14 protein-coding genes are annotated in these 14,458 nt (G+C 70.1%); 6 read left to right on the top strand and 8 right to left on the bottom strand.

Annotated features, from left to right (window positions below):
* Position 1: 1 nt before the first annotated feature.
* Entirely contained in the window at positions 2 to 733 is a 732-nt protein-coding gene (locus J7500_RS03880; RefSeq protein WP_294060128.1) for a class I SAM-dependent methyltransferase, read from the top strand.
* On the opposite strand, the gene J7500_RS03875 is transcribed toward J7500_RS03880, so the two are convergent.
* Entirely contained in the window at positions 734 to 1,603 is an 870-nt protein-coding gene (locus J7500_RS03875; RefSeq protein WP_294060127.1) for a 3-hydroxyacyl-CoA dehydrogenase NAD-binding domain-containing protein, read from the bottom strand.
* 63 nt (positions 1,604 to 1,666) lie between these two features.
* Here J7500_RS03875 and J7500_RS03870 point away from each other — a divergent pair, with 63 nt between their 5' ends.
* Complete coding sequence (locus J7500_RS03870; RefSeq protein WP_294060126.1) at positions 1,667 to 2,671, top strand: DUF1176 domain-containing protein; 1,005 nt, start codon at positions 1,667 to 1,669, stop codon at positions 2,669 to 2,671.
* Between the two features lie 135 nt (positions 2,672 to 2,806).
* Here the strand turns inward: J7500_RS03870 and egtD are convergent, their stop codons facing one another.
* From egtD to J7500_RS03845, 5 genes are read right to left on the bottom strand one after another with little or no spacing between them, the layout of a single operon-like run.
* The gene (egtD, locus tag J7500_RS03865) at positions 2,807 to 3,784 is read right to left on the bottom strand and encodes an L-histidine N(alpha)-methyltransferase (RefSeq protein WP_294060125.1); all 978 of its coding nucleotides are present in this window, start codon (positions 3,782 to 3,784) and stop codon (positions 2,807 to 2,809) included.
* Positions 3,784 to 5,043 (bottom strand): ergothioneine biosynthesis protein EgtB, encoded by a 1,260-nt coding sequence (gene egtB / locus J7500_RS03860; protein ID WP_294060124.1) that lies wholly within the window; start codon positions 5,041 to 5,043, stop codon positions 3,784 to 3,786. Before egtB ends, egtD begins: the two co-directional genes overlap by 1 nt.
* A 49-nt stretch (positions 5,044 to 5,092) precedes the next feature.
* Positions 5,093 to 5,641 carry a cob(I)yrinic acid a,c-diamide adenosyltransferase gene (locus tag J7500_RS03855; protein WP_294060122.1) on the bottom strand — a complete coding sequence of 183 codons (549 nt, stop codon included), beginning with the start codon at positions 5,639 to 5,641 and terminating at the stop codon, positions 5,093 to 5,095.
* A gap of 25 nt (positions 5,642 to 5,666) precedes the next feature.
* Positions 5,667 to 5,897, bottom strand: coding sequence for a twin transmembrane helix small protein (locus J7500_RS03850; protein ID WP_294060121.1), 231 nt, complete (start codon positions 5,895 to 5,897; stop codon positions 5,667 to 5,669).
* 9 nt (positions 5,898 to 5,906) lie between these two features.
* Entirely contained in the window at positions 5,907 to 6,872 is a 966-nt protein-coding gene (locus tag J7500_RS03845; protein ID WP_294060120.1) for a glutamyl-Q tRNA(Asp) synthetase, read from the bottom strand.
* A gap of 100 nt (positions 6,873 to 6,972) precedes the next feature.
* On the opposite strand from J7500_RS03845, the gene J7500_RS03840 reads away from it, so the two are divergent.
* The 4 genes from J7500_RS03840 to J7500_RS03825 all read left to right on the top strand — a co-directional run bounded on the left by J7500_RS03840 (position 6,973) and on the right by J7500_RS03825 (position 12,006).
* A complete protein-coding gene (locus J7500_RS03840) occupies positions 6,973 to 7,539 on the top strand; it encodes an HNH endonuclease (protein WP_294060119.1) in 567 nt (188 codons plus the stop codon).
* Between the two features lie 187 nt (positions 7,540 to 7,726).
* Entirely contained in the window at positions 7,727 to 9,964 is a 2,238-nt protein-coding gene (locus J7500_RS03835) for a transglycosylase domain-containing protein (RefSeq protein ID WP_294060118.1), read from the top strand.
* Positions 9,965 to 10,048: 84 nt separating this feature from the next.
* Positions 10,049 to 11,050, top strand: a complete 1,002-nt coding sequence (locus J7500_RS03830) for a low specificity L-threonine aldolase (protein ID WP_294060117.1) — start codon at positions 10,049 to 10,051, stop codon at positions 11,048 to 11,050.
* A gap of 5 nt (positions 11,051 to 11,055) precedes the next feature.
* A complete protein-coding gene (locus J7500_RS03825) occupies positions 11,056 to 12,006 on the top strand; it encodes an EamA family transporter (protein ID WP_294060680.1) in 951 nt (316 codons plus the stop codon).
* On the opposite strand, the gene J7500_RS03820 is transcribed toward J7500_RS03825, so the two are convergent.
* Together J7500_RS03820 and J7500_RS03815 are read right to left on the bottom strand one after the other, a co-directional pair.
* The gene (locus J7500_RS03820) at positions 11,916 to 12,737 is read right to left on the bottom strand and encodes an NAD(P)-dependent oxidoreductase (protein WP_294060116.1); all 822 of its coding nucleotides are present in this window, start codon (positions 12,735 to 12,737) and stop codon (positions 11,916 to 11,918) included. The two genes, J7500_RS03825 and J7500_RS03820, sit on opposite strands and share 91 nt — an antisense overlap.
* A 6-nt stretch (positions 12,738 to 12,743) precedes the next feature.
* Entirely contained in the window at positions 12,744 to 14,441 is a 1,698-nt protein-coding gene (locus J7500_RS03815) for a M20/M25/M40 family metallo-hydrolase (protein WP_294060115.1), read from the bottom strand.
* Between the last annotated feature and the right edge of the window lie 17 nt (positions 14,442 to 14,458).

Here is a 14,458-nt window from a genome sequence, read left to right as displayed (position 1 = left end):
GATGGACCGCATCGTCTACGAGCGCATGGCGGCGCACGACACCACGCACTGGTGGTACCGCGCGCGGCGCGAGATCCTCTCGGACTATCTGATGCGCTTCGGCGCGCTGCCGGCGCATGCGCGCATCCTCGAGATCGGCTGCGGCACGGGACACAACCTCCCGATGCTCGCGCAGTTCGGGCAGGTCGACGCGATCGAGATCGACGAGACCGCCGGGGCCAAGGCCAGCGAGCGGCTGGGCAAGCCGGTGGGCACGTCGCCGCTGCCCGAGCTGACCGGAGTCGAGCCCGGGAGCTATGACCTGGTCGCTGTGCTCGACGTGGTCGAGCATGTCGAGGACGATGTCGCGGCGCTCCAGGCGATCGCCCGTGCCCTCAAGCCCGGCGGCAAGATCCTGATCACCGTGCCCGCGCACCAATGGATGTGGAGCGCGCACGACGTGGTGAACCACCACAAGCGCCGCTATTCCAAGGCAACGCTCACTGCAGCGCTGCGCAAGGCCGGGCTGGGGTGGAAAAAGCTCGGCTATTTCAATTCGCTGCTCTTTCCGGTGGCGGTGGCGGCGCGCTTCGCCGGCAAGCTGATGGGCAAGGACGACAGCGACGATTCGCCCCCCGCCAAGCCGCTCAACGCCGCGTTCGAGGCGATCTTCGGGATCGAGCGGCACCTGGTCGGCCGCATGCCGATGCCGCCGGGGCTCTCGCTGATCGTGCTCGCCGAGCCCAAGGGCTGATCAGCGCGTGGGGACCGGCTCGGCGCCCGAATAATCGTAGAAGCCGCGCCGGGTCTTGCGGCCGTACCAGCCGGCCTCGACGTACTTCACCAGCAGCGGCGCCGGGCGGAACTTGGGGTCGCCGGTGCCTTCGAACAGCACGCGGGTGATCTCGAGGCAGGTGTCGAGCCCGATGAAGTCGGCCAGCGTGAACGGCCCCATCGGATGGTTGAGCCCGAGCTGGCACGCGGCGTCGATGTCGGGGATGGTGGCCACGCCTTCGCCGAGCGCGAAGCATGCTTCGTTGAGCATCGGCATCAGCACGCGATTGACGATGAAGCCCGGCGCGTCGTTGGCATGGACGATGCGTTTGCCCAACGACTGGCCGAAGGCCTCGACCGCGGCGACGGTCGCGTCCGAGGTGGCGAGGCCGCGGATCAGCTCGATCAGCCCCATCACCGGGACCGGGTTGAAGAAATGCACGCCCATGAAACGCGCGGGATCGGGCGAGGACTGGGCGAGGCGCGTGATCGGGATCGACGAAGTGTTGCTCGCCAGGATCGCTTGCGCGCCAAGCACCTTGCCGACGGCCTCGAAGATGCTGCGCTTGATTGCCTCGCGCTCGGTCGCGGCCTCGATCACCAGCTCGCACGCGCCCATCGCCGAGACGTCGGCGACCGGCTCGATATTGGCGAGCGCGGACTCGGCGTCGGCGGCGGCGATCTTCTCCTTTTCGACCAGCCGGGCGAGTTGCTTCGCGATTCCGGCCTTGCCTGCTTCGGCGCGTGCCTGGTCGACGTCGGCGAGCAGAACGCGATAGCCCGCCTGCGCCGAGACCTGCGCGATTCCCGCACCCATCTGCCCCGCACCGATCACGCCAACCGTCTTCATTCCGTCTCTCCCGATGTCGGAGCTGTCCTATCGTTTCGTCCGGCGATCGGATAGCCTCGCGTCATGCTGATGCTCGCACTCCTTGCCGCGGCCCAGGCCGCCGCCACCCCTTCCGAGGTCAAGACGTTCGGCGACTGGGCCGTCGCCTGCGACAATCTGCGCTTCTGCGAAGCGGCGTCGCTCTCGGCGAGCGACGAGATCGAGAACCCGCCGCAGATCGCGATCACGCGCGAGGCGGGACCCGGCGGCGCGCTGGAGATCGAAGTGACGCCGGACGCCGAATATCGCGGCAGCTATCGGCTGGAGATCGACGGCAAGTCGGTGTCGTCGGGCACGCTGGGCGGCCCCAGCGTCATCGTGCGCGACGCCGCGGCATTGCAACTGGCGGAGGCGATGCTCAAGGGGCAGGCGATGACGATGCGCGCCGGCGACGGCAAGCCGCTCAGCCAGGCCTCGCTCAAGGGCATCTCCGCGACGCTGCGCTATTTCGACGCCGAGCAGGGGCGTGCGGGCACGGTCACCGCGCTCGTCGCCAAGGGGCCGAGGCCGGCGGTCTCCGTCCCCGCCGCGCCGCCGGCGCCGAGGATCGCCGCGATCCGGCCTTCGGGCACGGCTGCATCGGTCAGCAAGGCGATGCGCGCGGCGATGGAAAAGGCGTCGGACTGCGACGGGCTGTACGAAGGCACCGGCGTGCCCGCACCCGATGTCGAGACCTATGCGCTCGGCGGCGGCAAGACGCTGGCGCTGATCCCGTGCGGGGCGGGCGCGTATAATTATTCGACCGTGCCGTTCATCCTCTCGGGCGGGCGCTTTGCGCTGGCGAAGTTCGACATGCGGCCGGGGATGAGCCCCGACGGGCCGCCGATGCTCGTCAATGTCGACTGGGATCCTAAGCTCGGGCTGCTCGCGAGCTTCGCCAAGGGGCGCGGCATCGGCGATTGCGGATCGTCCGAGCAATATGTGTGGGACGGAACGATGTTCCGGCTGGTCGAGGCGCGCGCGATGGGCGAGTGCCGCGGATCGATCAACTGGCTGCGCGTGTGGCGGGCGGAGGCGGACTCCCGATAGCCTTGAGTCTGTTTCAGCGAAGCTGAAACGATTGCGGCACCGGCTCCCCCAACCCGGCCACCCATATGATACTGCCGTTGGGTGGCCGGGTGGGGGAGCGGGCCGGCGCCGATTCAGCGAAGCTGAAAAACAACCCTAGGGCGCCGAGCGGATCGGCTGGGCCTCGCACAGCACCAGCGCGAACCACCCCTGCGGGTCGGTCCATTCGGCGGTCGGCGTCCAGCCGCCCGCGCGCAGCAGCATGCGGCCGCCGTTGGGGCCGTATTTGTGGCTGTTCTCGGTGTGGATCGTCTCGCCTGTGGCGATGGCGAAGGGACGGCCTTCGACTTCGAACTGCACGTCGCGGGTCGCCTCGAGGTGCATCTCGATCCGCGCGGCATCGGCGTTCCAGATCGCGCGGTGGCGAAAGGCGTCGAGCGGGATGGTGCCGCGGAGCTCGCGGTTGATGCGCGCGAGCAGGTTGAGGTTGAAGGCGGCAGTGACGCCCTGGGCGTCGTCATAGGCGGGGATCAGCACCTCCGGCCCCTTCACCCGGTCCATCCCGATCAGCAGCCGCGCGCCTTCGCCGAGCCAGGCGCGCATCGCGCGAAGCAGGTCGACGGCGTGCCAGGCGTTCATGTTGCCGATCGTCGAGCCCGGGAAGAAGCCGAGCTTGGGCATTTCGGAGACCTCGGCGAGAAGCGGCACGGGGCGGAGGAAGTCGCCCTCGACCGGCAGGATCGGCAAGTCCGGAAAGCGCTCGCCGAGCGCGCGGGCCGAAGCGCGGAGGAAATCGCCAGAAATGTCGATCGGCACATAGGCGGCCGGAGCGATGCTGCGCAGCAGGAGCGGGGTCTTGGTCGAGGAGCCCGATCCGAATTCGATCACCGCGGCGCCGGGGGGCACCGAAGCGGCCAGCTCGCGCGCGATCTGGAGAAGCAGCGCCGTCTCGGTGCGCGTGGGATAATATTCGGGGAGCTGCGTGATCCCCTCGAACAGCTCGGAGCCGCGGCGGTCGTAGAACCAGCGCGCGGGGATGGCGCGCGGGCGCGCGGCGAGCCCGCCCAGCACATCGGCGCGGAAATGGGGGTCGGCAAGGCCGGACTGGCCGTCCTCGGCTTCCTGCTTGAGCATCACAGATCCTTCGCCAGGCGTACGCCGGTGAACTGCCAGCGCTGGTGGGGATAGAAGAAGTTGCGGTAGGTGGCGCGGGCATGGCCGCGCGGAGTGGCGCAGCTGCCGCCGCGCAGCACGAACTGGCCGCTCATGAACTTGCCGTTGTACTCGCCGACCGCGCCCTCGGCGGTGCGGAAGCCCGGATAGGGGCGATAGGCGCTGCCGGTCCATTCCCAGACGTCGCCGAAAAAGGCAGGACCGCCCGAGGAGGGGCGCGGCTCGACCGGGCCGGCGCGATCGAGCTGGTTGCCCGCGAGCGGATCGTGTCCTGCGGCCGCCGATTCCCATTCGAATTCGGTAGGCAGCCGCGCGCCGGCCCAGCTCGCATAGGCGTCGGCCTCGTAGAAGCTGACATGCGTTACCGGCGCGGCGGGATCGATCGCGCGACGGCCGTCGAGCCCGAAGCGCGTCCAGACGCCGCCCTGCTGCTCCCAATAGAGCGGCGCCTCGATCCGGTTCGCCTGCACCCAGGCCCAGCCGTCCGCCAGCCACAGGCGCGGGTCGCGATAGCCGCCGTCGGCGATGAACGCCGCCCATTCGCCATTGGTCACGGTGCGGTCGGCGAGCGCATGCGGATGGAGCAGCACCGCGTGGCGCGGCCCCTCGCAGTCGAAGGCGAAGCCTGCGTCGCCATGCCCGATCTCGATGCTGCCCGTGGCGCCCTCGATCCAGCCGATCGGGCCGGGCATCGCCACCGGCACCTTGGGCGCGGCGGGCCAGAGCGCGGGCTCGAGCGGATTGGCCGAGAAATGGTGGAGGATGTCGGTGAGGAGCAGCTCCTGATGCTGCTGCTCGTGGTTGCAGCCGAGCTCGACCAGGGCGAGCGCCGCCCCGGGGAGGACGGGCAGGGCGTCGATCAGCGCTTCGGTCACGTGCGCGCGGTACGCCAGCACTTCGGCGAGGCTTGGGCGCGAGAGCATGCCGCGGCGCGTGCGGGCGTGGCGCTGCCCCTCGGCCTCGTAATAGCTGTTGAACAGATAGGGCCAGCGATCGTCATGGAGCCGGTAGCCGGGAAGATGGTCGCGCAGCACGAAGGTCTCGAAGAACCAGCTCGTGTGCGCGAGGTGCCATTTGGCGGGCGAGGCGTCGTCCATCGACTGGATCGTCGCATCGGCGTCGGAGAGCGGCGCGGCGAGCGCCTCGCTCAGCGCGCGGACGGCGGCGAACCGTGCCGCGAGCGCGCTGCAAGACGAAGGGATGCCCGTTTCCGTTCGCATTTTGTTCTCCTAGCCGCGCATCCCCTGCGCGTCAAGCGGAGCAATCAGGTCAGCGCGATGCCCCTGGCACCCACAGCACTTCGCCGGAGCCGTTCTGGTTTACCACGCGCGCGGCGACAAAGAGAAGGTCGGACAAGCGGTTGAGATAGGCAAGCGGCTGCGCGCCGGCCCGTGCCGCCACCGCGGCGCGCTCGGCACGGCGCACGACAGCGCGCGCGAGGTGGAGTGCGGCGGCGGCTGCGCTGCCTGCCGGCAGGATGAAGCTGGTGAGCGGCGCGAGCCCGGCGTTGAGCGCGTCGATCTGGACCTCGAGCCACTCGACCTGCGCGGGGACGATGCGCAGCGCGCCCTCGATCGTCGCGGGCGTGGCGAGGTCGGCGCCGAGATCGAACAGGTCGTTCTGGATGCGCGACAGGATCGGCTCGAGCGCGCTGTCGGGCCCCAGCGCCGCGCGTGCCGCGCCGATCGCGCTGTTGGCCTCGTCGACATCGCCGACGGCGGCCATCAGCACATCGGCCTTGGATACGCGCGAGCCATCGACCAGCCCGGTGGTGCCGGCGTCACCGGTGCGCGTGTAGATCTTGTTGAGCTTCACCATGGCGGGCGCGCCGACGGGATCGCCCTCAGCTGCCGGCCGAGGCGAAGAGCAGGATCACCGCGATCAGCCCGATCGCGACGGCCTGGAGCAGGATGCGCTGCTGCATCAGCTTGTTCGAGCGGATCGCCCGGTCGCTGGGGCCTTCGCCCTCCAGGTCGGCCTGGGTGGTCTGGGCCATGTTGACCAGTCCCTTGATGAGGACGACGACCACCGCGAGGATGACGGCGACGAGCAGCAGGACGAGAAAGAGGTTCATGGGCGGCGTTTACGCCTTTGCCGAGGCGAAGCCAACCGGGAGCTGGCCGGCGCGCAGGCGATCGGCGAGCGCGCGGCCGTCCTCGCCGGCGAGCCGCAGCGCCTCGAGCGTCGGCGCGCCGTGGCGCTTGGCGAGCCGCTGGTCGTCCGGGCCCATGAGCAGCGCGTGGTGGCGGTAGCAGGGGGTCGACAGGCCGAGCAGCGCCTGGAGCAGGCGGTGGACGTGCGTCGCGGCGAACAGGTCCATGCCGCGCACGACATGGGTGATGCCCTGCGCCGCGTCGTCGACGGTCACGGCGAGGTGATAGGACGCGGGGGCGTCCTTGCGGGCGAGGATCACGTCACCGTGCGACAGCGGGTCGGCGCGGACCCAGCCGGCGAAGTCGTCGTGCCAGAACAATCCCTCTCCCCGCCGGGGAGAGGGAGGGAGCCGCGAAGCGGCGGAAGGGAGAGGGGCACTTGGCTCGGCACTGCCCCTCTCCCTTCCCACGCCTTCGGCGCGGGCCCCTGCCCTCTCCCCGGCGGGGAGAGGGAGTGAAGCTAGCGCTTTCGCCACGTCGAGCCGCCAGCTGTGCGGGCGCGAAAGATCGGGGGCTTCGAGCCCGCGGCACGTCCCCGGATAGAGCGCGCCCGCGGGCCCGTGCGGGGCGCTGAGGCTCGCGGCGATGTCCGCGCGGGTGCAGAAACAGGGGTAGATCAGCCCCATGTCGCGCAGCCGGTCGAGCGCGGCCTCGTAGAGGCCCAGCCGCTGCGACTGGAACACGACCTCGCCGTCCCAGCGGAGCCCCAGCCATTCGAGGTCGCGCAGGATCGCCTCGACATGCTCGGCCCGGCTGCGCGTGCCGTCGATATCCTCGATGCGGAGCAGGAAGCGCCCGCCGCGCGTTCGGGCATAGTCGTGCGCCTGGATCGCGGACCAGGCATGGCCGAGGTGAAGCCGGCCGGTGGGGCTGGGCGCGAATCGGGTGCTCACCATCGCAAAACCGGCCCTTGACCACGAGTCGCGGCCTGTGCTGTCATGCCCGTGTCACGCTGATCGGCGAGAGGCGGGGCAACACAAAAGGGCGAGGGAGCGTATGTATCATCCCGATCTGATCCGACATCCGGACAGTTGCCCAGCGCTTGTCCTGAACGCCGATTATACTCCACTCAGCTATTATCCCTTGAGCGTGTGGCCGTGGCAGACGGCGATCAAGGCGCTCTTCCTCGATCGTGTCGACGTGGTCTCCTATTACGAGCGCGAAGTGCGAAGTCCCACCGCGAGGCTGAAGCTTCCTTCGGTCATCGCGCTCAAGCAATATGTAAGACCCTCCGCCTTTCCTGCCTTCACGCGCTTCAACCTGTTCCTCCGCGACAAATTCTCCTGCCAATATTGCGGGACCCAGCGCGACCTCACCTTCGACCATGTCATTCCCCGCGCCCAGGGCGGGCGCACCACCTGGGAAAATGTCGCCACTGCCTGTGCGCCGTGCAACCTGAGAAAGGGCGGGCGCACGCCCCGGGAAGCGGGAATGCCGCTCCACATCCAGCCGATCCGGCCGACGAGCTGGCAGCTCCAGGAGCACGGCCGCAGCTTCCCCCCGCACTATCTCCACGAGACCTGGCGCGACTGGCTCTATTGGGACATCGAGCTCGAAGCTTGAGCCGTGTTATTGCGCTAACACAGCAGCTAGGGTAAAGCCCGGAGCCGTGGGAGCCTTTCGATCGAGGGCAAGGCTTCCTATCTGCCGGGGCCGAGCGCTGCTGCCCCGGGGACAGGGGGCGGCCATTGTTCCGGTGCCCGGGGGCGCGCTTCCCCTCGGCACCTCAACGAGTTAGAGATTGCCGCCAATGTCCCGCGAACCCAGCGACGTTCGCTTTCCCCTCCGGCGACAGGCCGGCTTCGAGCCCGAACCGGCAACGGCTTCGGCCGCCGAGGCGCGCGTGACGCCGCTTTGGCGCAGCGGCGAGGCCCCGCTCGAGCTGACCGGCGGCGTGGCGCCCGAGCGCGAGAAGGGCGGCTGGTTCCGCAAGCGCCAGGCTGCGCCTCCGCCGCCGCCTCCCGAGGAGCCGGGCCTGGGCGTGGCGGGCGAGGGCGAGCCTGCCGACCTGCCCCAGTCTCCGCGCCGGAACTATTGGCGCTGGGTGACGCGCGCGATCGGCGCGCTGATCGTGCTGTTCGTGCTCGCGGTCGGCTGGCTGGCGTTCACGGCGCCGCTCTCCAAGTCGCTCCAGCCGCCGGCGCCGCCGTCGATCACGCTGCTGGCATCGGACGGCACGCCGATCGCCCGGCGCGGCGCGGTGATCGCGGGGCCGGTCGACGCCGCCAAGCTGCCCAAGCACGTGCGCAACGCCTTCATCGCGATCGAGGACCGGCGCTTCTACGACCATTTCGGCGTCGATCCGCGCGGCATCCTGCGCGCAGTGATCCACAACGTCACGTCGAGCGGGGGCTCGCAGGGCGGGAGCACGATCACCCAGCAGCTCGCCAAGAACGCCTTCCTGACGCAGGACCGCACGATCACGCGCAAGATGCGCGAAGTGCTGATCGCCTTCTGGCTCGAGGCGTGGCTGTCCAAGGAGGACATCCTCTCGCGCTATCTGTCGAACGTCTATTTCGGCGACAATGTCTATGGCCTGCGCGCCGCCGCGCGGCACTATTTCAGCACCGATCCCGAGGATCTGAGCGTGAGCCAGGCGACCCTGCTCGCCGGGCTGGTCCAGGCGCCGAGCCGGCTCGCGCCGACGGGCAACCTCAAGGGCGCGCGCGAGCGGCAGAAGCTCGTCGTCGGCGCGATGGAGGACGCCGGGCTGCTCACCCACGCCGAGGCGCGGCGCGTGCGGCCTGCGGTGCTGCGAGTCAGCAAGACCAAGGAACTGCCCAACGGCACCTATTTCGCCGACTGGGTGCTGCCCCAGGCGCGCGACCGCGCCGGCGGCGTCTCGACCGAACAGACGGTGCGCACCACGCTGGAGACCAAGATCCAGCGCGCTGCCGATCGCGCGGTCGCGGCGGCCGGGCTGCGCCAGTCGCAGGTCGCGCTGGTCGCGATGCGGCCCGACGGGCGCGTCGTGGCGATGGTGGGGGGCAAGAGCTATCGCGACAGCCCGTTCAACCGCGCCACCCAGGCGCGTCGCCAGCCGGGATCGACCTTCAAGCTGTTCGTCTATCTGGCGGCGCTGCGATCGGGGATGACGCCCGACACGATCGTCGACGATTCGCCGGTGACGATCGGCGACTGGACGCCGCAGAACAGCGACGGCCGCTATGCGGGCAAGATCACGCTGCGCCAGGCCTTCGCCAAGTCGAGCAACGTGGTGGCGGCGCGGCTGACCGCGCAGATCGGCGTCGGCCGGGTGATCCGCGCGGCGCGCGACCTGGGCATCTCGACTCCGATCAGCAACGAGGCGTCGATCGGCCTGGGCACGTCGGGCGTGTCGCTGCTTGAGCTGACGGCCGCCTATGCCTCGGTCGCCAACGGCAGCTATCCGGTGCGCCCGCGCGGGCTCAACGAGGAAGAGGCCGCCGACGACTGGCTGGCGCTGCGGCTGGGCGGCGCGACGCGCTATGGCGCGGGCGAGCTCGACGATCTGCGCTCGATGCTCTCGACGGTGATCGAGGCGGGCACCGGACACGGCGCGCGGCTGCCGATCCCCGCCTTCGGCAAGACCGGTACCACGCAGGACAGCCGCGACGCGCTGTTCATCGGCTATGCCGGCGACCTGGTCGCGGGCGTGTGGCTGGGCAATGACGACAATTCGCCCAACCCGGGGCTGGCCGGGAGCGGCCTGCCGGCGCGGATCTGGCGCGACTTCATGGTCCGCGCGCTCGACATCAGCCTGCCGCCGCCCCCTCCCGTCGCCGAGCCCGACGACAATGCGATGACGCTCGACGAAGTGCTCAACGGCGTCGAGGATTTCGTCGGCGGCAGCGGGATCGACACCGAAGTGATCCGCCCGCGCGAAGTGATCCCCGAGGACGAGCAGGGCCCCCCGGCCGATGACGAGGACGACGAGCAGGCGCTGCCGCCTCCCGGCCGCGGCTATGACGCGCCGCGCAGGGGCGGCGGACCGGGGGCCTGGCGATAAGGCGACCATCCTCCCCGCCGAGGGGAGGATGCGAGGCGCGCGGCTCGGTTGACCTCGGCGCGCGCGGGACGCAATGCGTCGGGCATGCGCTTCTTCTCGGACAATGCCGCTCCTGTCTGCCCCGAAGTGATCCAGGCGATGCTCGAGGCCAACCGGCTCGACACCGCCTATGACGGCGACCAATGGTCGAAGCGGCTCGACGGCGCCTTTTCGGACCTGTTCGGGACCGCGGTCCGCGCGATCTGGGTGCCTTCGGGGACTTCGGCCAATGCGCTGGCGCTGGCAGCGCTGTGCCCGCCCTGGGGCGGCGTGGTGTGCCACCGCGACGCGCACATCCAGAACGACGAGTGCGGCGCGCCCGAATTCTACACGCACGGCGCCAAGCTGATGATCGCCGAGGGCGAAGGGGCGAAGATGACCCCCGAGAGCGTCGCCCAGGTGCTCGACCTGATCGCCAACGACGTCCACCGCGTCCAGCCGCACGCGATCTCGATCACCAACGCGACCGAATATGGGCTGGTCTATGCGCCCGGCGAAGTGGCGGCGATCGGGGAGATCGCGCGTGCCCGCGGGCTGGGCTTCCACATGGACGGGGCGCGTTTCGCCAATGCCGTGGCGCATCTCGGCTGCGCGCCCGCGGAGGTGACATGGCGCGCGGGCGTCGACGTGCTGAGCTTCGGCTTCGTCAAGAACGGCGGGATGAGCGCCGAGGCGCTGGTGTTCTTCAAACCCGAGCTGGCCGAGGACACGCTGCGGCGGCGCAAGCGCGCGGGGCTGCTGCTGTCCAAGGGCCGCTATCTCGCCGCGCAGATTCTCGCGATGCTCGAAGGCGATCTGTGGCTCGCCAATGCGCGCGCGGCCAACGCCGGGGCGCTGCTGCTCGGCCAGGCGGCGGGCGAGCGGCTGGTGCATCCGGTCGAGGCGAACGAAGTCTTCCTGCGCGTGATGCCGGAGGAAGCCGCAGGGCTGCGCGCGCTGGGCTTCGACTTCTACGACTGGGCGCCGGGCGAAGTGCGGCTGGTGACGTCATGGGACCAGACCGAGGACGCGATCCGGCCGCTGGCGGAGGCGATCGCGCGGCTGTGAGGCGGATCACCACCATAGCCCCGCCGAAGGACCCCGCGCCGATCGAGCGGACGCCGCCGCGCTCGGCCCGGCTGGAAGTGCTGGTCCCATTCCTGCTGGTCACCTTGATCTGGGGCTCGACCTGGCTTGTCATCAAGGACCAGCTCGCGGTGGTGCCGCCGAGCTGGTCGGTGACTTATCGCTTCACGCTCGCGGGGCTGGTGATGCTCGGCTGGGCGGTGGTGCGACGCGATTCGCTGCGGCTCGACCTGCGCGGCTGGCTGTTCGCCGCCGGGCTGGGGATCGCGCAATTCACCTTCAACTTCAATTTCGTCTATCGCGCCGAGCAGCACATCACCTCGGGCGTGGTGGCGATCGTCTATGCGCTGCTGCTCGTGCCCAACGCCGTGCTCGCGCGCGTCTTCCTCGGCCAGCGGATGGGGCGCCAGCTGCTGATCGGTTCGGCGGTGGCGATGGCGGGGGTGGCGCTGCTCTTCGTCCATGAGGCGCGGCTGAGCCCGGTGGGCCCCGAGCAGGCGCTGGTGGGCATCGGCATCGCGCTGGCAGGCGTGCTCTCGGCCTCGATCGCCAACGTGATGCAGGCGACCGACACCGCCAGGGCCTATCCGATGGCGAGCGCGCTCGGCTGGGCGATGCTGATCGGCGCGGCGGCCGACGCGACCTTTGCCTCGGCTACCGTGGGGCCGCCGGTGTTCGAGATGCGCTGGGGCTATCTGGCCGGGGTGCTGTACCTGGGGGTGCTCGGCTCTGCGCTGACCTTCACCATCTATTTCCGGCTGATCCGCGCGATCGGGCCGGCCAAGGCGGCCTATACCAGCGTGCTGATCCCGGTGATCGCGATGCTGCTCTCGACCCTGTTCGAGGGCTATCGCTGGTCGGCGCTGGCGGCGGGCGGCGCGGTGCTGGTGCTGGTGGGGCTGGTGATTGCGCTCAAGGCGCGCAGGCCCAACCGGTAGTCGGCGTAGCGCGGGCGCCAGCCGAGCACCCGTTTCGCTTTGCCGTTCGCGACGCGGCGGTTCTCCGAATAAAAGGCGCGCGCCTGCGGACTGAGCCCGGCGGCGTCGAGCGGCACCAGCGGCGGCACCGGCAGGCCAAGCAGCGTGCAGGCATAGGCGACCACGTCGCTCTGCGGGGCGGGACAGTCGTCGGCGAGGTTGTACGCACCCGGCGGCGCGTCGAGCCCGGCGACCACGCCCCCGACGATGTCGTCGACATGGATGCGGCTGAACACCTGGCCGGGCACGTCGATTCGCTGCGCCTGGCCGGCGCGCACGCGATCGAGCGGCGAGCGGGCGGGGCCGTAGATGCCCGGCAGGCGGAAGACGCGGGCGCCCATCTCCAGCCAGGCGGCGTCGGCCTCGGCGCGCGCGCTGCGGCGGCCGGTGCCGGTGGGCGCGCTTTCGTCGACCCAGGCGCCGCCGGTGTCGCCATAGACGCCGGTGGAGGAGAGATAGGCGAGCGCGGCGCCGCTGGCGGCGATCGCCTCGCCATAGGTCGCCAGCACGGGGTCGTCCTCGCCGGGAGGCACGGACGACAGGATGTGCGTGGCGTGCGCGACTTCGAAGGCCACGCGGTCATGGTCGAGGAAGCTGTCGCGCGTCGTCCCGACTATGCGCCAGCCCTGGGCGGATAGCCGCTCTGCGATGCGCGACGCGGTGTAGCCCAGGCCGAAGACGAAGAGGCGCATATGCCGCTACTCCGCGCCATAGCCCTTGAACTGGACCCCGAAGAAATCGCCCTTGTTCCAGCGCGGGCGCTCGGGCGCGTCGGCGATCGAGCGCGCGCCGGCAGTGATCACGCGCAGATAGCGTGCGGCCGAATCCCAGTGGAAGGGTAGTGAGATGTCGTCCGAGGGCTTGTGGTAATGGTTGTCGAGGAACAGCCGCTGCGCGGCCAGCCCTTCGCCGCCGGGGCCGGTGTCGACCGACACCGCCGGGATGCCCGACTGGACGAAGCTGTAATGATCCGATCGGACGAAGAACATCTCCTCGGGCTCGGGGTCGGGGACGGTCTTCAGTCCCTCGGTCGCCGCTGCGGCGGTGAGCGCGGGCCCCAGGCTCGACCGCTCGCCGCCCAGGATCACCAGATCCTCGAGCTTGTAGGTGAGGATCGGCATGTCGAGGTTGATGTTCGCGGCCAGCGAGCCCTGCGGCACGGTCGGATGATGCGCGAAATAGTCCGAGCCGATCAGGCCCTTTTCCTCGGCGGTGAGTGCGACGAACAGGATCGAGCGGCGCGGGCGCTTGCCCGATGCCTGGAGCGCGCGCGCCGCCTCGAGCACCATCGCGACGCCCACGGCATTGTCCATCGCGCCATTGTAGATCGAATCGCCATGCACCGACTGGCCGACGCCGACATGGTCGAGGTGTGCCGAGAGCACGACATACTGGCTCGCGAGCGCGGGATCGGAGCCGGGGAGCAGCCCGACGACATTGCGCGACTGGCGCACGCTGACGTTGGTCCGGCTCGACACCGCGAGCGTGCCCGGCAGCGCGCCATGCGGCATCGGCGTGCCGTGGCGCTCGGCGGCGAGCACGTCGCGCCAGCGGATCGCGGAGCCTGCGAAGAGCTTCTCCGCGCCCGTCTGGCCCAGATAGCCGACCACGGGCGCGCCCGGCGCGATCATGTTCGGGCGCCCGTCGGGTCCGGCCCAGCCCCAGCGCGGATAGTTCCAGAAGGGCACGATCGATTCGAACGGCATTTCGGCCCGCCGCTCGGCCGATTCGAGCACGATCACGGCCTTGGCGCCGCGCGCCTCGGCGAAGCGTGCCTTCTGGTCGTCGTCGGCGAGATGCGCAGCGACGTCGCCGGTGATGTCGGCCGGCAGCCCGCCGAGGATCGCGACGATCTTGCCCTTCACGTCGAGCCCGCGATAATCGTCGATCTGCTCGGCGGGATAGACCAGCCCATAGCCGGCGAAGACGATCCCGCCCTGCGCCGCGAACGCAGGCGTGGCGGGGATTGCGCCGTTGATGAAGTCGATGCCGAACTGGAGCGGGATCGCACTGCCGCCGCGCGTCAGCGTCCAGCGCGGCTTGTCCGCAGGCTGGTAGCGCGTGAGCCGCACCGGCTGGAACCAGCTGCCGTTTTCGCCTGCGGGACGAAGCCCGGCGGCGAGCATCTTCGCGGCGACATATTCGGCGGCGCGGTCATGGTCCGGCGTCCCCGCCTCGCGCCCGCGCAGCGCGTCGGAGGCGAGGAACTGGACATGCGCCTTGATCGCCGCCTGGTCGGCCGGGAGCGCCGTCTGTGCCTGTGCCGGAAGGGCGCAGGCGAGCAGCGCCAGAACTAGAATTCCCTTCCCTGAAAGGATGGGTCCAGTGTCGATCGGGGCTCGATGCCCCGTCCGGCACTTCAACGGCGAACGAACGAGCGCGGCTGCACCGCGCACCCACCCCCAACCCCTCC

This window comes from Sphingomonas sp., from assembly GCF_017744835.1.
In the GTDB taxonomy this organism is placed as follows: domain Bacteria; phylum Pseudomonadota; class Alphaproteobacteria; order Sphingomonadales; family Sphingomonadaceae; genus Sphingomonas.
The sequence above is the reverse complement of the archived record's forward strand: the minus strand, read 5'-3'. Positions and strand labels throughout refer to the sequence as shown.